Source organism: Paenarthrobacter sp. TA1.8, from assembly GCF_048595705.1.
GTDB classification, from domain to species: domain Bacteria; phylum Actinomycetota; class Actinomycetes; order Actinomycetales; family Micrococcaceae; genus Arthrobacter; species Arthrobacter nitroguajacolicus.
Genome location: NZ_CP184287.1, coordinates 2,804,123 through 2,821,776 on the forward strand (window position 1 = coordinate 2,804,123; position 17,654 = coordinate 2,821,776).

The following is a 17,654-nucleotide window of genomic DNA, read 5'->3' on the forward strand; positions in this document are numbered from 1 at the left end:
GTCGGCACTATCCGGCTGAGTTGGCCGCCCTCTGCCCGCCACAAGCCCATCTCAACAGCCATTCGTCATTCCCATCCTGCCTGTTGTCGTTCGACGAGTTTCTTGAGCTGAGCGTCGTAGACATAGTCGGTGATCTCGCCGGACATGATCATTGCGACGGCTTTGTTGATGGTTTCCAGCGGCACCACGAACCACTCCGATGGGTCGTAGTCGCGTCCCTTCCGGTCGACCTGCGTCAGGTCCAGACGCACCTCGGCGAACACCCGGTGCAAGAGGTGCTCCAGCCACGACGCACGCACATTGTAGAGGCGGTAGTCTGCCAGCACCTTCACGGGTGCCATCAGGTAGGTCGGCGACTTCGCCGCGTTTTTGATGCGGGTCTCGACTTTGGTAGTCGAGAAGCCGATCTTGTGGAGATCCTTCATCCCAGCGACAACAGGATCCTTGCTGAGCGACTGCAATACGTAGATGTGGCCGCTCTCCACGTCGGCGTCGAGGGCTTCGGTAGCATCGTGGCCTGTCCGCGCCAGGACCTGGCCCTGTGCTTCGTACATGCGGGTCATGAGGCTCTGTTTGTACATCGCCGATTCAGTGCCGTTTTCGAAGACGAGGCGGAGCCGCTGCTTCTGCCTGGGCTTGCCGCCGACAATCAGGTCCACGTCTTCACCGACCTCAGCGACAAAGCACATAACGCCACTGAGAACGAAGAACGCACCCTCACGGATAAGATCCATGCCGGTGAAAGGCACCAGACTATATGTGCCTTCGGCCAGCTCGGCGTGCTTCGCTTTGAACAAAGGTTCGAACAGGTCGAAGTCCTCGGCCTTTACCCGCTGAGCGACCGAGTCCGGAGACTCGGGCCGTTTGATCACGGGAAGATCCGATACGTCGAGGATGCCACTGTCGTCGCCGAGCAGATCGTCCAGGTCATCGCTGTCAAGAAGCTCGTCCAATGACTCTGGCGCTGCCTCTACAGCCAGGAGTTCGAACTCCGTGTCGAGGTGTTTGAGCGCTGCGATCTTTTCGTCGTTGGCCAGGATGCCCTCCAGGCGGGCCCCAAGCTTCCGCTCGGCGATCTCCCTCGTCGCCGAGCTCGGCAGACGCTCGTGTGTCCGGCGGAACTCCACGATCTCTAGGAAAGCCCGCTCAAGGCGGTCAGACGAGGTTACCTTCTTGGCTTTCTCAGGCACGTTGAGCAGGCCATCGAGGTCGTTGTCGATGAGGTCTTGCAGGGAAGCCGGCGCTTCCTCGAAAATTTCGTCGTTATCGATCATTCGTCCGTTGCCATTTCAGTCGCACGCTTTTGGGCTTCAAGTTTCTGCTTGGCCCGCTGGAGCCAGAGCAGCGCGTCGGCGTATCGTTTCTCAGTCGGTTCCTCGGCACGGGAGTCTGGCCGTCGATTGTTGACCTTGATCCAGTTCTTGATCCGGGGAACAAGAGCCAGAGCCTCTTCCTCAGTGAACTCGACGCGGGTAGCCGTGATCTGGTCCTGGATGATCCGCAGTACGGAGGGAGTCACCGACTTGGACATGACCTCGAAGGCGCGCTGGAAGGGGTTCACCGAGTCGATGAGGTTGATGGAGAGTTCATCGATGTTGACGAACTTCTCTGCCATCTTGATGAAGCGTTTGTCTCCGACTTCGCGGACCTCACCGTTCTTGACCACTGAGTCCACGACGACCTGCTGCCGCACCTCCTCAACCTGCGAGTCGCTGAGGTCCGGGTACTTTTCCCGGATGATCTTCGGGATCAGGAGCTTGTTGGCGGTCTCAGCGTCGATTGAGCCGGCAGCTGCGCGAGCGAAGGTGTCGTCTTGCAAGATCGTAGCTTTCAGGTCGTTCAGGTCCGTCTCGACGATCTGCCTGACACGCTCCGTCGAGGGCTCCTTGAAGCCCTTGATCTTCAGCTGACCGGGGATCTTCGAGTCGTCACCATCGAACTTCTTAGTTTTGAAGGTGAAATTCTGTGCGAGTACCTGCTCCATAAGCAACGATGCCGTAATGGCCTTCAGCATGTTGTTCACCGAGACCTTCACTTCACCCTGAGTGGCGTCGGGCTCAGCGATCAGGTTCGTGAACTGGGCATGCTCCTTGCCGGGGCTGTCGCGGGTAACGCGGCCGATGATCTGGATGACCTCGGTCAGCGAGGCACGGTACCCGACGGTCAGGGCGTGCTCGGCAAAAGGCCAGTCGAAGCCTTCCTTCGCCATGCCCAGGGCGATGATGATGTCCACAGCGTCGCGCTCTTTCGAGGCGACATGGGAGAGATAGTGGAGCGTGTCAGCACGTTTTTTCTGGTCAGTGTCATCCACGAGGTCGGCGACGCGAAGAATTTCACCGGTATCTTTGTGGCGAATGCTGATGATTCCGGTATCGGGGTCAGTGGCTTCGACATGGCCGATCGCATCGATGATGAACCCGACTTCTTCGATCTTGTCCTTGGTGGACTCCCCCGAGTTGACGTTCGGAATATGAACGATGGTCTTCTTATCCAGGTGCAGGACTTCACCTATAGCGTCCGTATAGCGGCCCTGGTAGAAGTGATGGCCGATGCCGAGCGAGTGCAAGTGCTCATAACCGTTGAGCTGGTCGTAGTAGTTGAACGTGACCGGCGTGAACTGTGCCTCGTCTTCAGCGGACAGAACCGGCACTGAGTCTCCGCGGAAGTACGAGCCGGTCATTGCCACGATGTGCACGTCCGAGCCGTTCATGACTTCACGCAGGAGCGCGCCGAGGCGGTTGGCTTCAGTATCAGCGGAGACATGGTGGAACTCATCAATCGCCAGCACGATGCCGTTGAACGCTTCCGGTGCGAGTTTCTCAAAGGCGAACCGTAGCGTCGCGTGCGTGCAGACCAGTGTGGCGTCGGGGCCTTTGAGAAAGTCGATGAATGCTCCGACCTTGCCCTGCGAGGAACCGGCGTCGCAGAGGTTGTGCTCGGCTTTGATTTCCCAGTCTGCGAAGAATCCGTGCGAGGTGAGCTTCGTCGAGGAGAAGGAGGCTCCGATGGATCGCTCGGGGACGGCGACGATGACCTTTTTCCGGCCCTGGTTATAGAGCTTGTCGAGCGCAACAAACATCAAAGCCCGCGACTTGCCTGAGGCCGGCGGGGCCTTGACCAGAAGGTGCTGGGCATCTCTCTTGGCGAAGACGCGCTGCTGCATCTCTCGCATACCTAAGGCATCGGTGTTAACCGACGCCTTGGTGCGGGCATAGGTCACGTCGACGATGTTGATCGGCTTGTTCACTTCTTCTTGCTCCCCTTTGCAGATTCCGCTGCCATCTCTTCATACATAGCAAAGAGGTCCGACAGTCTTTGCTCATCGGTCTCGTATCCGCGCTTGGAGTAGATCGAATCCACCAACACATCAATCTCGGCATGCGCCGTCCGCAGGTCCTCCGGCATAAAGTCCGGATCGTACAAATCGGCGAAGTTGCTCTCGCAGTGGTACTCACGTACGTCAAGCACACGCAATGCCGTAATGGTCAGCTTCTCCTTCATCGCATCCGACAGGGGCGGCAGCGGGAAATTGTTGTAGACGATCGTATTCGAGTAGCGGATTCGGGTTTCCAGTTGCCCGCCAACAGCTCGGGTCCAAACCATGTGCATCCGAGACATTAACAAAGCGAAGACCCAAGGCTTCGCGTCATACACAGCGTTCGCCGAATCTCCGACAACGGTCTCTGGCCCCAGATAGCCAAAGGGTATGTACTTGCGTCGCTCGGAAGAGTGCCGAGGGACAATGATGGATTCCGTCGGCTTGTAGCTAATTTGTACAAATCTATGAGGTTGAGAGGCGTACGCGGCCGTGCTGGCCGCTTTGCTCTTGCTTCGTTCCTCCGCTACGCGGGCCAGTCGGCTGGCGATTGGTGCGATGGATAAGGCAGTCGCAGCGAAGCCGTCAGGAATCCAGAGGCAGTAGCGTTCTCCATCGTTGATCACTTCGGATGTTCCCATGAATCGCTTGATGAACTGACCGCTCTGCGGGTCGTTGTCGATCATCTGCTGGCGCTCATCCGGAGACAGTAGGAGACCACCACCGTCACGCGGCATCGAGCCGAAAACCATGTCGGGCAGCTGAGCACTGAGTGGCTTCTTGCGCCGTTCCATGACGACATTGGGTCCATCAGCGAGATAGCCGTTGATGTTGTCCGCTGTAATCTGAAGGTCCTCGGTATAGAGGTACTTCGGCTCCGTCCGAGCCATTCGCAGGCTGATTACTGCGACGGTGACGCCGGCGTTGCGTTTGGCGTTGTTCTCCCACTTGAAGGACGTGTAGGCGAACCCGATTTCTATACCCTTGGTGAAGATCATCGGGAACATCAGGCCAACGTGTTCGCCCTGAGACACCGAGTTCGTAGTGACGAACGCGAGCTCGGCTCGCGTGCCCTCGATATAGTCCGCACCCTTCAGGAACCAGAGCGCGATGTAGTCCAGGTTCTTCGAGTATGGACGGCGTCCGAACACGAAGTCGTAGTCCGCCTTTTGATCCTTGGTCTGGGTCTTCGCCCCGACGTACGGAGGGTTTCCGATGAGATAGATCTCCGCCTGTCCGTTGTTCGAGCAGACCGTGTTCCAGTCGGTACGTGCGGCGTTGCCAGCCTGGATCTGTCCGGTCTCCTTGAGCGGGATCAGCGGGATAGAGATGTTGAACTTATCTTTGAACTCTGCATTCATCTGGTGCTTGGCGATCCAGAGGGAGAGGATCGCCACCTCGACTGCGAAATCGTCGATCTCAATACCGTAAAAACTCTCGATGTTGATCTTCGACTCGGCATACAGCATCTGGTGCTTCGGATCGATCTCGAAAAGGCGTTCAAGGATCGCGTGTTCCAGCCGGCGCAGTTCCTTGTACGCAATGATGAGGAAGTTGCCGGACCCACAGGCAGGATCGAAAACTTTGATCGCGCTGATTCGCTCGAGCAGTGCTTCAAGCTTTTTGACTGAGTCGAACCCTGCATCGAGCTGTTCCTTCAAATCATCCAGGAACAGCGGCTCGATGGTCTTGAGGATGTTCGGCACTGACGTGTAGTGCTGGCCCAGGTCGCTGCGCTTGCCCGGGGTGACAATGGCCTGGAACATCGAGCCGAAAATGTCCGGGTTGATGTCACGCCAGATCAATGTGCCCAACTCAATCAGCAGGTCGCGGGCCTTTTTCGTGAAGACCGGAACGATGTGCTCAGATGACATCGTGAACAGTCGGCCGTTGACATACGGGAACCCTGCCAGGTGTGTGGGCTTCTCGGCGGCATCTTCAGTATCCAGTGCCAGAAAGACCTCGGTGAGGAACTCCGCGACGTCGGATCCATCAAGCTGAGTATGAGAGCCGACTGCATTGACGAAGACACCCTCTTCGAAGATGCCGGTGTCTTCGGCGAAGAAGCAGAATAGGAGCCGGGTGAAGAACACGTTGAGCGCGTGACGCCCGTGCGCCATGTCGAACATTCCGGGGTTCGCCGCCAGCAGTTCGTCGAACAATTTGCCCATTTTCTCGGCAGCTTTGACGTCAGCGTGCGCCTCAGCGACATATTGTGCCTTCTCCATGCCGGCCCAGGGCAGGAAGAACGTGAAGTACTGGTCGATGTCCCGGATCGGGATCATCAGGTTCTCGCCGGTCTTCGTATCGATGGCCAGCAGTTCCGTGTAGTCGGTGACGATCACGAAGCGGGTGTTGTATCGGACGACCAGCGGTGAAGTCTTCAGCTCGTCGATGACGGCGAGAGGATCACCGGTCGTCTCCTTGAAGTAGACGACGTTCTTTTGTGCCACTTCAGTGGACGGGTCATGGGCAACGTTGAGCGAACCATTCCGCAACCTGGTCACGTTGCCTTGCGGCTTGCCGTAGGCCAGCAGCAGGCTGAAAATGAACTCGCGATCGTAGGATTCACGGCCCCCGAGCGGGGCAACGCGTTCCTCGACGGCTTTCAGGTTGAGCTTCACCATGAACGAGTTTCCTTCGCGAACATGATCCCATCATGGGCCGCGGTGCAATTGGTGATGAGGCCCTTGTCCCTGGCACTAGCTGAAATACCGTCGGCAGACGACCACGGTTCACACACGTTGTTACTCCTTACATGGCAGGGCGGGACGCTCTACCTCCCCGTGATCTTATCCGGGACGGTGCGGCGGTTGTTTTTCCCTCACCGCGTCACGCGAGGGCAGTCTTCCTCCATGCCCCGATAAGCGCCCTTACCAGAGACCCGGTTCGAAGCCGCCCCGTCGATCGCGGGTATGGGGAATCGCCACTGACAGACCATTGCGACTTGGATTCTCCGGCCAGTGAGTCGAGACTGGAGTCATGGCAGTACAGGTGAGGCTCGCAGCGCTCAGCGCTCCCACCGTCCCACCTGAACCGGAGGTGGACGACGAGCTGCGCGAGCTCGAAGAAATTTCGCGGTCTTTGGAAGGACACACGCTGTCTGCTGCCACCCGGCGCGCCTATGCCACGGCGTGGCGTGCCTTTGATGACTTCTGTACCGGCCACGGACTGGAGGCGCTGCCTGCGCATCCGGAGACCGTGCGCTGGTACGTCGCCTGGATGTCCACGCAGCTCGATGACGACGGGCTCCCCCGGTTCTCCGTCGCGACGATCCGCCAGCGCCTGGCCGGTATCGGCGAGAGGCACCTGCGCGGCGGGCTTCTGGATCCCACGGCCCACCGCGGCGTGGTGGATCTCGTGCGCGGGCTGGCCAAGCTGCGGGCCACCAGGCCCCGGCGCAAGCGCCCTCTGCTTCTGGACGACGTGGTCCGGATCATCGCGGTGATGGAGCACGACACATATCCGGCAGGCGTGTCAGCCACCAGGGACGCCCTGGCGGTGTGGCTCGGGTTCGCAGGGGCCCTGCGCAGGAGCGAGGCGGCGGCCCTGACGCTGAACCGGCTCGAGCTGCACCCGGTCGATGGTGTCCACGTTCATGTGGGGGCCTCGAAGGCCGACCCGGAGAACGCGCTGCCGGACGTGGTCGTGCTGCCGTTCGGGAGCTCGCCGGCATCCTGTCCCCCGTGTGCGGTGCACCGTTGGGTCGTGCTGCTCGGGCTCGCCCGGCAGGACGATGCGCGCACACGGCGTCGCGGGATCATGCAGCAGCTGTTCTCGTACGGTCTCGAGGAGCACGTCTGCGGAGCCGCCGGCTCAACGGCGCTCATCAGCAGCGCCGACCTGGCCTCGGGCGCGCCCCTGCTCCGGGCAACGTACCGCAACAGGAAGGACGCCCGGATCCATGCACGGGCGGTGAGCGGCGACGCGCTGCACACGATGCTGCTCTCGCGCATGGTCGAGGCGGGGATGAACCCTGCTGCCTACGGCTTCCACTCGCTGCGGGCCGGGCACGTCACCCAGGCGCGGCGCAACGGTGCGAGCACGGAGGAGATCATGCGCGCCGGCCGGTGGAGCCGGGCAGCGACGGTAGACGTTTACGACCGCGAGTTCAATCCTGCGGCACGCAACAGCGTCATGCGTCTGGGGTTGTAGACCCCTCGATGCCGGGGGCAAGCCGGTGCCCGTACTGGTCGTCCTCCTCGACCGGGACGCGGGCGTCGATGCTTTCCATGAGGCGGAAGTCGACGACACCTTTGAGTTGAGCGCCGCCGCCGAGCACTTGAATGGCCTTGGAGAGCCGCAGCACCTCCAGCCTGTTCTTCTCCCACTCGCGCTGGGCCGCTGCCAGGTCGGCGAGGTACTGCTGCAGCTGGGCCTCGCTCTCTGCCTCCGGATCCTCGGCGACCAGGATCGCCAGGGGGACGTCCAGGGCCTTGGAGGCGGCGACCGCCTCGTCCAGGCGGACGGCGCGGATTTGCTGCTCTATCCGGGTCACCGCCGAAGGGTCGACGTTCGTTCCAAGGATCTCGGCAATCCTGCGGGCCAGCTCAGCCTGGCTGATGCCCAGGCGTTCCCTCTCCTGTCGCAGTCGGCGGGCGAAGAGGTCTCCGGGCAAGGCGTTCATCTGGTTTGGGCTCCTGGTCGGGTACATGGGCGCGAAGGGCTCAGCAAGAAGCGTATGCCGAGCCGTGCCGGAGCCGCACACCGCGCGCCCCGTCATGTGAAATCTACACGTTTTTGAGCAGAACGTCAGTCCTCCCGCCGACACCTCGTTTGCGCTGGTCTTCGAGCACATTTTGGACTCGTATCCGACTCGTCACGGATACGACTATGACTGATGACTCGAATGATGTAGATTGGTCACTGAAGATGTGCACGTATACGAGTCCCTAGAGAGGGGTCGGCCGCATGATTGCAGGCATGTCGTCCCGCTCAACGGGGAGTCACGTCGCATCGGGAGAGACCATTGATAGGGCGCTGTGCTCTGTCTAGGCGAATCGGTTGTGCCAGTCGCCTCGTGACACATGTCATGCAAGCGACCATTCGATAGGCGAGAGGAAAGAACCATGACGAAGATTTACGAGGCGGCACTCGAGCGGGTCGCCCTGCCCACCGCGGCCTGGGACCTGACGAGCTTCCTGGAGAACGCGAAGTCCCAGATCCAGCTCTGGGGCGGGCTGCTGCTCATGCTCCTGGGTGCGGTCGGACTGGTCTGGGGCGGCGTGCTCCTGATCAAGAAGCTGATGGCCACCCCGCAGTCCGCGGGCCAGCAGCAGGGCTGGGGCACCATCGCCCTGCTCATCCTGGTCGGCGGCGCGCTCGGCACCGGTGGGTGGTCGCTGATCAACACCATCGGCTCCGGCGGCCAGAAGACCCTCGAGGACCTCGGCGGCGGCTCTGTCCTCGTGCAGACGGTCAGCCACGTACTGACCAGCGGCGTCCTGGGCTAAGCCCGGCGCGGCAGGAATCAACGGCCGGGCACACAAAGCGTCGACGGACCGCACCGGGTCGGTTGAGGTCACCAGGCCTCAACCGGCCCGGTGCGTCGTTTCCGGGGTCGGACGACGGCGCTGACGACGAGCAGGACAGGCAGAGCAAGGAACAGGACGAACGGGAACGGACATGGGGATCAAGGACAAGGCGCTGGCCTTCGGCAAGCGGTTCAAGCTCGACTCGCACCACGCAATCGAGCGCTTCGGGGTGTTCTTCGGCATCTTCGCTGTGATGGGGCTGGTCGTGGTGGCCGGCTCGGGTGCCGCCGCCTTCAAGGCGGGCAGCGACGCGGTGTCGCACACCGCGCTCTACAACACCGAGTTCACCTCCTCGAAGACCCAGCTCAAGGGCACGGTCGACGGGGTCTACACCAATCACACCGGCAACAGGGCACTGGTCATGATGCACTTCCCCGCCAGCGCGGCGATCTCGTACAACGCGGCGGACTACCAGGCCTTCCTGCTGGGCACCAACGACAAGCTGCAGACCGAGAAGGTCAGTACCAGCGGAATCAGGGGCACCTTCCACGTTTTCGGCTCGACCGGTTACGTCGGGGTCCTCCTGGACGCGGACCGGCCCTTCGACCGGCAGGTGCTCAACCTGACCGTCCGCGCGAACGCCGAGCTGACCTACGACGAGCGGCAGCAGAGCAGGGATGACCAGGTCGTGGGCGACTCGAGCTTCAAGAAGTACGACCAGTGGCGCGTGATCATCAACCCGGGTGCGTCGGGCACCACCGACATCCCGGCCCTGGACGCGGCCAGCTTCGACCCGGCCCGGGCCTATTACGACGTCGTGCTGAAGACCCAGGAGCAGCAGACGCGGGACAAGCTCGACCAGAAGCTGCTCGCGATGCGCACGAGCCTGAAGCAGGTCGAGTCGTACACCTCCGACCTGGCGACCACCAAGGTCGATGGGCTCTTCCTCCGTCCGCCGGCCGTTCCGACCTCCATCGCAGGTGATCAGGTGGCTGGTGTCTCGGCGGCCGAGGCCAAGGACGGGAAGGCGACGCTGGAGCTGAAGACGGGCCATGTCGTGCCCGGCGGATTCGACTTCAACTGGCGCGCGGGCAACGTCTATGCCGGCTACCTCGACACGCTCGTGCCCGCCGGTAAGGGCTATGTGCAGTTCCTCGCCGACAAGCGCGCCGAGGGCAGCGACAGCACGAGCCAGCAGGTCTCGGACATGAAGTGGGTCCTCTCCGACGGCACCGACCTGAAGAAGGACTACCGGTCCTCCGAGGTGACGATGCGCCCGCTCACGAACGTGATGAACAACCTCTCTCAGGCCTACCAGGACTACGGCAAGGCCAAGTCGGAGTACCAGTCCGGGCTTCTGCTCGAGCTGCTCGGCCTGGACGTGAAGCTGCGCGATGTGCAGTCCAACAGCACTGCGAACTCGGCCGGGGACTTCCTGACCGTCTATCACTGAGCGCGCTCCACGGAGCGGGCAGTCACCACCCAGGCATCGAGCCGGAAAGGACAAGCTTATGGCCATCGACCAGCCGACGCGGCGGGATGACCCGGCCCGGCGCGCTGCATCGCCCCGCGGGGACCGCAGGTCCGCCGACGGGGGTGCGAAGGAGGAGTCGCAGCCCCCTCGTCGTGAGGGGTCCGGCGTACGCCGCGCCGGGCCCCGTACCGGAGCGGCCTCCGCTCCTTCCCCGTCCGGGGATGCAGCCAAGGGTCTGCCGAAAACCCCGGGGGCCGCCCCCGCGCCGCAGCCCGTGGACCCGACGCCTGCGGGCCGCGGGTCGAAGCACCTGGGAGCCGCACCGGCCCCGGACGCAGCGGCTGCCGCTGGCAAGGCCACAGGTGCGGCCGACACAGCCAGCAAGACCAGCAAGGCCGCCAAGGCTGCCAAGAGCCTCGACGGTGTCGCCGCCGGGGCGGCCGGGGGAGCTGCCCGCAAGGCGGTCGAGGGTGACGGCAGCAGCGCGGTCCGCCGCGGTGCCGGCCGGTACGCGGGAGCGGCTGCCTCGGGAGCTGTCGCCGGGGCGCAGGCCGGAGCCGCCGCCGGTGGTGTCGGCGCGCTGCCCGGGGCAGCGGTCGGCGCTGCCAAGAATGTGGGCCTGGAGACCGGCAAGGATGTTGTCGACGGTGCGTCCAAGGTCACCGGCGGAGGTCCGGACGCCGAGCCTGCCGACAAGCGGCTCGGTGCCGGGGGCACCGGCTACGAGCGGACCTCGCAGAAGGAGAAGGACGGCCAGCTGCTGTCCAAGACCGCCAGGGGTGTCGCCGTCGGCGGCACCGCGGCGGCCGCTCCCCCGGCTGCGGGGCTTCTCATGGTCATGGCCTTCCTGAAGTGGCTCAAGACCATGTTCTTCGCGATGCTCGCGATGGCCGCCAACGCGGCCAGCATGATCTGGGGTTTCATCCTTGGGATCGCCAAGGCGGTCGGGCACACGATCGCCGCACCGTTCATCGCACTGGGCGGGCTGGTCGGCAAGGCGGCAGGAGCCGTGTTCGGGGTCACCGTGACGGCCACCGTCGCCCCGGTGGCCACGGCCGCATCCGGGGTGGCTGCGACCGTTGCCGCGGTGGCTGTGCTCAGCACGGTCCTCACGGGTGTGCTCGACCAGGCCGGCCTCGATGGCGGCCGCGGCTCGACCATGACCAACTGCATCGTCAATGTCAGCCGCAACGGCCCCGGCGCTGACGTCCCGGCGAATACCGAGGCGAACGCCCGGGCGGTCTACTCCGTGCTGAAGACCTGGGGTATGCCCGAGGAGAACATCGCGGGCATCCTGGGCAACTGGTCGCAGGAGTCGGGCGTGGACCCCACCAGCGTGGAGGGCATCTACAACGAGCCCTACCAGATCGGCCCGCGCAAGCAGACCGCCTGGGACGGGAACTTCACCCACATCCCCGGCCAGTCGCACGGCGGCATCGGTCTGGGCCAGTGGTCGAACGGGCGCACCACGATGCTCCTGGATTATGCCAAGTCCAAGAACCTGGACTGGTACACCATCAAGGCCCAGCTGGCATTCATGGCGGAGGGCGACAGCCCGGGGGACGTGGCCGTGTTCAAGGACATGATCAAGACCTCGCAGGGCTCTCCCTCTGCTGCTGCACTGCACTTCCACGACAAGTGGGAGCGCTCGGCCGACAACGCTTCACAGCTGCAGGAGCGTAAGGCCGACGCCGAGATGTGGTTCGGCAAGATGAGCGGCTGGACCGTCGACACCTCGGTCGTGGGCGGGGTCCAGGACATCGTGGGCGGCATTGTCGACACGGTCGGCAGCGGGATCCGCTCCATCTTCGGCAACTGCGACAGCGACACCAAGGTGCGCCCGGGCAGCCTCGTCGACGGCGGCATGAACGAGGAGCAGGCCCGGCAGCTGATCGACCTGTACAACCAGGAGGGCGACAAGTTCCTGGACGACAAGTACGGCGCTGGCGGACCGGGCTCCTGCGGCGACAACCACGCCATGAACTGCGTGTCGTTCTCGGTCTACTTCATGAACAAGTACACCTCGTTCCAGCAGTACCCGCCGGGCGACGGCATCCAGACAGCCCACGCGATCGCGTCCATGACGGGCAAGCAGGTCTCGAGTACGCCGACGGCGTACTCGGTCGGTTCCGGGCCGGGTACGGGGTCCGAGGGCCACACCCTCGTGGTGCTGGGCGTGCAGGGCGACAAGGTCATCCTCGGTGAGGCCGGCTACTGCGCGTTCATGGGCCGCGTTCGCGTTGACAGTGCGGAGCGGATGAAGTCCGAGGGGTGGGTGTTCGTCGACGTCACGGACCTCATCACCACGGGCGGCAACCTGCCGGCGTAGCCGGCGGAAGCAGGGCCGGTGTCCGGACGATCCGGGCACCGGCCCTTTCTGCGTCCCGATCCGTGCGCAGTGACCTGTCGAATGGGGCAGACTCGTTATTGAATGACCATTACAGATAGACTTGGAGTCATATATGAGGACAACACGAGAAAGGGCGGGCATCGTGACGAGTGCGGACGATGATGCGCATGGCAGGGCCGGGGACACGGTCAAGGACGAGGACGGCGCGCCGAAGAAGCTGAAGGCCCCCGCCACCCGCAGGCGGGTCAGCGGGGTCGAACTCGAGGCCCGCTTCGAGGGCTGGCGCTCCGAGCGGCGCGGAGAGCGGCAGGCACGCACTCCGGAGGAGTCGGCGCGGCGGACGCGCCTGGTTTTGAGCGCCGCAATGGGCGTGGCGATCCTCGGGCTCGCGGCGGCCGCGGGAGTGAGCGGCAAGGGATTCGAGGTGGAGCACGCGGCCAACGCCGACCGGATCTCCGCGCTCCAGGTCCAGATCGAGGATGCCAGGAGCACTCCGGTCGCCCCGGATCTGCCCGGAAAGATGACGCGGCTGATGGAGGCAGCCGCAAAGGACGCCCAGAAGGTCGCGGAGGCCCAGCAGCGCTTCGCGCAGCTGCACCACGAGGCGGCGACACAGCCCAATGCGGGCAACGGTACGCCGAACGCGGCGACACTGCAGATCGCCGAGCACCGCCGGACGCTGGCACCCCTGTTCAGCCCGCGCTCGTTCCTGGCCGACGAGAAGGGGGCCTACTCCTGGACCTCTGTGACGCCGTTCGACCCGAGCACGCAGATCGACCCGCGGTTCCCCTGGTACGTGCGCTACGAGGGTTTGAAGGCTTCCTCGCCCGGAGCGTACGCCTGGTCGGTCGAGTCGGTAATGCCGGACCTCGCCACCCAGGACGCCACGGGCACCACGCGCACGGCGCGGGTGATCTGGCTGTGCCGGGACACCGCGGGTGGACAGGTGCTGGCGTGGGCGAACGCGGCCTACTCCTACGACGGGAAGGCCGGGACTTTCGCGGATCTCAAGGTCGTGGTGACCGCCGCCGGCGCGGAGCACCAGCAGGGCGCATCGACGACGGGTAACGGAAGCGGAGAGGGCTGATGATGCAGGAGCAGCAGATTGACGGCACGGACGAAACGGCAGCGCCGGAACCGGGCTTCATGCGGCGCAACGCCCTGGTGGTCGGGGTCACGGTACTGCTGGTTACCGCCGTGACGGTGACCGGCCTGACATGGGGGTCCCAGCGCAGTGCACTGGATCAGCAGCAGCAGACGATCACGGGCCTTCAGGGCCAGCTTGCCTCGGTCGGGACCGCGAAGTCCGAGCAGGTCGAGCAGGATGTCATGCAGTCGCTCGGCGTGAGCCAGAGCCGGATCCACGACGACACGCAGATCGTGGACCGCCTGGTGAAGACGGCATTCACCTGGGACTCCGGCCAGGCCTACGAGGCCGCTCGCCGGGACCTGAAAGAGCGCTACCACCTGTCCGAGGACGAGCAGTTCCTGAAGCAGTTCATGCCGCCGGCGCGCTTCAACGAAGACGCCGCGGGCAAGCGCTACTACTACATCGACACCCAAGGGCTGAACTCGGCGGTCAATGCCGACGCGGACCTCGAGGTCGTGAAGGTCACCGCGGACGAGTACACGTATGCCGTGCAGATCGAGGTGGCGGCTACCTCCGATGCGGTGTCCCAGAACAAGGTGGCACCGGACCGGGTCAAGTCGTACCGGACCGTGCTGGTGTACCTCACCGTCGACGCGCAAGGGAAGGTCTCTGGCCTGTCCGCCATTCCCGCTGGCGGTTCGACTCGTCATTCCAGATGATCCGACTCCCTTTCGACTCATCTTCTTGATAGAGTTGTACTGGTATTCGAGACGAAGAGCGAGTTGAGGGGCAATGGCATCGACAAAGATCGGCCAGTCGGGTGTGCAGGCTGACAAGCCTGTCCGCAAGACCCGCTTCGTGGCCGCGCCGGACGCCGGTGCGGCACCGGGCGACGCCGACCCCACTGGGGACGGAAATGTCCCGGGTGCGCTGATGAGCCGCCGGGCGGCCATCGGCGGGGTGTGCACGGGGGCAGCTGCGCTGCTCTGCTTCCTGGTCGGCGCAGGTCTCTCTGGTGGCGAGGCCACCGTCAGCCAAGACAAGGCTCAGCAGATCGTCTCCCTGCGCGAGCAGATCCGCACCGCCGAGGTGCGCACCGACGCCCTCCCGGAGGCCAAGGACGCTGACCGCGCCCTGGTCACGGCACAGGGAGCTGCGGAACAGATCGCCCGGTTGCAGAACGAGTACCGCTACCTGACACCCTCGGTGGCGGACTCGGGCGGGACGCTGGACCAGGCTGCCGCCGAGCCGACGCGCCGGAACCTCACCCCGTACTTCGCCCCCGACGTCGGGACCACTCTCCAACCCTGGTACCTGCTGGCCGCCGACAAGGACGTCGCCGCGGGCAACGAGATTCCGATGAGCTTCGACTCCGGCTTCAAGTGGGTCGCCCAGCGCCCTTACTCGGTCGAGGTGGACGGCACGATCCGGGTCACCTGGTTGGCGGTGCAGACCCGCCCGGCGGCCGGGCAGGCCCCGGCGGTACTGGCCTGGGCCCGGGCTGACTACGACATGACCCGCAAGAGCTTCTCCGGGGTCCAGACCGGAACGACGACCACGGGCGAGGCCCTGCGGCAGGAGGTGAAGGCACCGTGATCGAGGACGTGAAGGACTGGGTGCGCGCGAGGGCCGGGAAGGTCCTGGTCTGCAGCACCGGAACGCTGCTGGCGCTGTCGCTGCTCTCTCTGGCCCCGGCGCTGCTGGCCGACGGTTCGGCGGACGCCGACGCCAAGGCCGACCAGCTCATCGTCCAGCTCCAGGGCAAGCAGGAGGACGCGCAGGCGGCACTTGAGACCAAGCATGCCCGGTTGCTGGCTGCCCTGCCGGGGATGGATGCCGAGCGGGCCGACCGGGACCGGGCCGCAGCGCGCTCGGTGCTGCTGAGCCTGACGGATTCTTCGGCCGCCTCGCGGACCGTCAAGGAGACGCAGGCCGCCCTCGACGCCCGGTACGGGTTTCTCGGGACCTCGTCCCGGGCCCTCACCGAGTTCATCCCGGAGTGGATGGCAGCGACCGGTGCCGGAAAGGGCGCGGGGACGGCGTACCAGCTGGCCGACTTCGACGTCGACGTTGCCGCGGTGAAGGGCCTGGACTACTCCGTCATCGGAGTGGCGCGCCTGGACCCGGTGTCCGCCGACGGCAAGTCCACGGCCAAAAGTGAGTACGTGGTCTTCACCTTCGCCACCGGACAGGACGGCACGGTCGCCTCGTTCGAAGCGTACCGGGCCTCGGGCCGGACGCGGGACCAGCTTGCCGCGCAGAGGCCACCTGCCTCTGCTTCACCGGTCGATACCGCCAGCCCCGGACCCAGCCACAGCGGCTGACCGGCGGGACACCCGCACAGACACGACACGACACGACAACCACGAAGGACGAGACGAATGACGATCCAGACTCTGGACAAGACCGGCAGCGCGACCGAGCACGAAGCCCGGGTGGAGGCTGCCACTGCAGTCCCCGTCGAGAAGGCCCCGGTCAAGCCGAAGGCCGGGCGTGGCCCTTCGAAGCTGGCCGGCGCGCTGCGCCGCCTGGCCCCCGGGAAGGGCTTCGGCGGATCGCCGGTGCTGATCTGGGCGGTGTTCTTCCGCTCGGTCGTGCTCATCGCCGACTACGTGCTGGCCTCGATGACTGCGATGGTCGTGATCCCGATGCTCGGCGCGTGGCTGCACCGGCAGTCGGGCGCAGCAAGCGGCGACCTGACCATGGCCGGGACCGTCGCGATGTGGATCGCCCCGCTGCTGTTTGTGGTCCTGTTGCTGGCCGCCGCGGAGATCGCCGCGATGCGCGGGATGTGGCGCTGGTCCACCCGCCGGATCCGGGCTGTACGCGACGCCCGCACCCCGGCGCTGGCCCCGGCCACCTCCGCCCCCAGGACCACCCGCCCGAGCAAGAAGACCAACCGGAAGAGGAGCAACTGATGCGCACTGCTGGACTGATGATGAATGACGTGTGGGCCGACCGGGCCCTGCGGGAGCGTGGCGTGCAGGCGCACCGCTACGACGGCCTCGATGCCCAGATCGGGGTGCTGGTCGACTCTGTCGAGCTCAAGCACCGCGGCAAGGAGGAGAACTACCGGCCCTACCTGCACGTCGTGGGCGAGCTGCGCTCGATCACTCCCGCCGAGCCGCTTCCGTACGGGATCACCCAGGTGACCTACTCGCACGGCCAGGGCGAGAAGGTCGACGCCTTCTACGAGTTCGACGACGAGCAGCTGGTCGCACTGGCGGCCAAGGGCTACTTCAGCCCTTCGTTCACTGTGCCCGACCAGCTCACGGGGATCGAGTGGGAGCTGCCCGCCAGGGCGGATGCCCTCGTGCTCACCCCGTCCGGGGACCAGGCCGATGCCCCCGTGGTCTTCATGAACGTGCACCGCATCGCCGATCTCGAGATCGACCTGGCCTCCACCGAGTACGACCTGGCGGCCTACTTCGCTGACCGCTCCAAAGATGGTCATGGTCCGGTCGAGTCCGTCGTCGACCAGCGGGGCCTGCGGGCCCGCTCCGACGCGATCAACTCGCTGTTCAGCGAGGACGAACTCGACTTGGTCGCGCAGGCGGAGAACCTCCAGCGGCCCGAGGAGCAGCAGCCGGCTGCCGAGGGCGTCACCGCGCAGTTGCTGGCGGTCGAGGCTGAGATCACCGCGGAGCGCGAGCGGTATCAGGCTGAGCTGGAGCGCACTGAGGGCACGCCCGAGCACCTGTACCACCAGCGTGTGGCCCCGGCCCTGCACCTGGACGGACCGGAGGATGCTGCCGTCCCTGCGGACGCGGAGCCGGATGCCAGCGCGACCCACGATCTGGACTTTGGTCTGGATGAGGAGGCCACCGGGCAGGAGGTGCCCGCGCCGACGCTCGAGGAGCGCAAGCGCGAGGCCTCCCGCCGCGCCGCCGACCTCGACTTCGGCGAGGAAGACGGGCACGGCCTGGGCCACTGAGGCCGAGGCGGGCAGA

At 64.6% G+C, this 17,654-nt stretch carries 14 protein-coding genes; 10 read left to right on the top strand and 4 right to left on the bottom strand.

Annotated elements, in window-relative coordinates; all coding sequences use genetic code 11:
- Positions 1–65: 65 nt before the first annotated feature.
- From ACNAOT_RS12975 to ACNAOT_RS12985, 3 genes are read right to left on the bottom strand one after another with little or no spacing between them, the layout of a single operon-like run.
- Complete coding sequence (locus ACNAOT_RS12975) at positions 66–1,274, bottom strand: GIY-YIG nuclease family protein (RefSeq protein ID WP_056387355.1); 1,209 nt, start codon at positions 1,272–1,274, stop codon at positions 66–68.
- Entirely contained in the window at positions 1,271–3,247 is a 1,977-nt protein-coding gene (locus ACNAOT_RS12980; protein WP_056387358.1) for a DEAD/DEAH box helicase, read from the bottom strand. Before ACNAOT_RS12980 ends, ACNAOT_RS12975 begins: the two co-directional genes overlap by 4 nt.
- Positions 3,244–5,943, bottom strand: coding sequence for a DNA methyltransferase (locus ACNAOT_RS12985; protein WP_056387359.1), 2,700 nt, complete (start codon positions 5,941–5,943; stop codon positions 3,244–3,246). Before ACNAOT_RS12985 ends, ACNAOT_RS12980 begins: the two co-directional genes overlap by 4 nt.
- Before the next feature lie 355 nt (positions 5,944–6,298).
- Here ACNAOT_RS12985 and ACNAOT_RS12990 point away from each other — a divergent pair, with 355 nt between their 5' ends.
- The gene (locus ACNAOT_RS12990; RefSeq protein ID WP_056387362.1) at positions 6,299–7,471 is read left to right on the top strand and encodes a hypothetical protein; all 1,173 of its coding nucleotides are present in this window, start codon (positions 6,299–6,301) and stop codon (positions 7,469–7,471) included.
- Here ACNAOT_RS12990 and ACNAOT_RS12995 read toward each other — a convergent pair.
- Entirely contained in the window at positions 7,452–7,943 is a 492-nt protein-coding gene (locus ACNAOT_RS12995; protein WP_082581619.1) for a helix-turn-helix domain-containing protein, read from the bottom strand. The genes ACNAOT_RS12990 and ACNAOT_RS12995 overlap by 20 nt on opposite strands.
- 442 nt (positions 7,944–8,385) lie before the next feature.
- Here ACNAOT_RS12995 and ACNAOT_RS13000 point away from each other — a divergent pair, with 442 nt between their 5' ends.
- From ACNAOT_RS13000 to ACNAOT_RS13040, 9 genes are all read left to right on the top strand, one after another.
- Positions 8,386–8,769 carry a hypothetical protein gene (locus ACNAOT_RS13000; RefSeq protein ID WP_056387364.1) on the top strand — a complete coding sequence of 128 codons (384 nt, stop codon included), beginning with the start codon at positions 8,386–8,388 and terminating at the stop codon, positions 8,767–8,769.
- Between the two features lie 172 nt (positions 8,770–8,941).
- Positions 8,942–10,243 carry a hypothetical protein gene (locus ACNAOT_RS13005; protein WP_056387367.1) on the top strand — a complete coding sequence of 434 codons (1,302 nt, stop codon included), beginning with the start codon at positions 8,942–8,944 and terminating at the stop codon, positions 10,241–10,243.
- A gap of 295 nt (positions 10,244–10,538) precedes the next feature.
- Positions 10,539–12,593 (top strand): phage tail tip lysozyme, encoded by a 2,055-nt coding sequence (locus ACNAOT_RS13010; protein WP_420178286.1) that lies wholly within the window; start codon positions 10,539–10,541, stop codon positions 12,591–12,593.
- Positions 12,594–12,756: 163 nt separating this feature from the next.
- Complete coding sequence (locus tag ACNAOT_RS13015) at positions 12,757–13,701, top strand: hypothetical protein (protein ID WP_420178287.1); 945 nt, start codon at positions 12,757–12,759, stop codon at positions 13,699–13,701.
- Complete coding sequence (locus tag ACNAOT_RS13020; RefSeq protein ID WP_056387377.1) at positions 13,701–14,423, top strand: hypothetical protein; 723 nt, start codon at positions 13,701–13,703, stop codon at positions 14,421–14,423. The genes ACNAOT_RS13015 and ACNAOT_RS13020 overlap by 1 nt, the downstream gene beginning before the upstream one ends.
- Positions 14,424–14,496: 73 nt before the next feature.
- Positions 14,497–15,300 carry a hypothetical protein gene (locus ACNAOT_RS13025; RefSeq protein ID WP_056387380.1) on the top strand — a complete coding sequence of 268 codons (804 nt, stop codon included), beginning with the start codon at positions 14,497–14,499 and terminating at the stop codon, positions 15,298–15,300.
- Positions 15,297–16,028, top strand: coding sequence for a hypothetical protein (locus ACNAOT_RS13030; RefSeq protein ID WP_056387381.1), 732 nt, complete (start codon positions 15,297–15,299; stop codon positions 16,026–16,028). Before ACNAOT_RS13025 ends, ACNAOT_RS13030 begins: the two co-directional genes overlap by 4 nt.
- 57 nt (positions 16,029–16,085) lie before the next feature.
- Positions 16,086–16,622 carry a hypothetical protein gene (locus ACNAOT_RS13035; protein WP_056387384.1) on the top strand — a complete coding sequence of 179 codons (537 nt, stop codon included), beginning with the start codon at positions 16,086–16,088 and terminating at the stop codon, positions 16,620–16,622.
- On the top strand, positions 16,622–17,638 hold the full coding sequence (locus ACNAOT_RS13040; RefSeq protein ID WP_056387386.1) for a hypothetical protein: 1,017 nt from the start codon (positions 16,622–16,624) through the stop codon (positions 17,636–17,638). The genes ACNAOT_RS13035 and ACNAOT_RS13040 overlap by 1 nt, the downstream gene beginning before the upstream one ends.
- Positions 17,639–17,654 lie beyond the last annotated feature (16 nt).

What these genes read in the sequence shown, in the direction of transcription:
- ACNAOT_RS13000 (WP_056387364.1), top strand. Translation starts at nt 8,386, where the DNA reads ATGACGAAGATTTACGAGGCGGCACTCGAGCGGGTCGCCCTGCCCACC.
- ACNAOT_RS12985 (WP_056387359.1), bottom strand. Translation starts at nt 5,943, where the DNA reads ATGGTGAAGCTCAACCTGAAAGCCGTCGAGGAACGCGTTGCCCCGCTC.
- ACNAOT_RS13040 (WP_056387386.1), top strand. Translation starts at nt 16,622, where the DNA reads ATGCGCACTGCTGGACTGATGATGAATGACGTGTGGGCCGACCGGGCC.
- ACNAOT_RS13025 (WP_056387380.1), top strand. Translation starts at nt 14,497, where the DNA reads ATGGCATCGACAAAGATCGGCCAGTCGGGTGTGCAGGCTGACAAGCCT.
- ACNAOT_RS12975 (WP_056387355.1), bottom strand. Translation starts at nt 1,274, where the DNA reads ATGATCGATAACGACGAAATTTTCGAGGAAGCGCCGGCTTCCCTGCAA.
- ACNAOT_RS13035 (WP_056387384.1), top strand. Translation starts at nt 16,086, where the DNA reads ATGACGATCCAGACTCTGGACAAGACCGGCAGCGCGACCGAGCACGAA.
- ACNAOT_RS12990 (WP_056387362.1), top strand. Translation starts at nt 6,299, where the DNA reads ATGGCAGTACAGGTGAGGCTCGCAGCGCTCAGCGCTCCCACCGTCCCA.
- ACNAOT_RS13005 (WP_056387367.1), top strand. Translation starts at nt 8,942, where the DNA reads ATGGGGATCAAGGACAAGGCGCTGGCCTTCGGCAAGCGGTTCAAGCTC.
- ACNAOT_RS12995 (WP_082581619.1), bottom strand. Translation starts at nt 7,943, where the DNA reads ATGAACGCCTTGCCCGGAGACCTCTTCGCCCGCCGACTGCGACAGGAG.
- ACNAOT_RS13020 (WP_056387377.1), top strand. Translation starts at nt 13,701, where the DNA reads ATGATGCAGGAGCAGCAGATTGACGGCACGGACGAAACGGCAGCGCCG.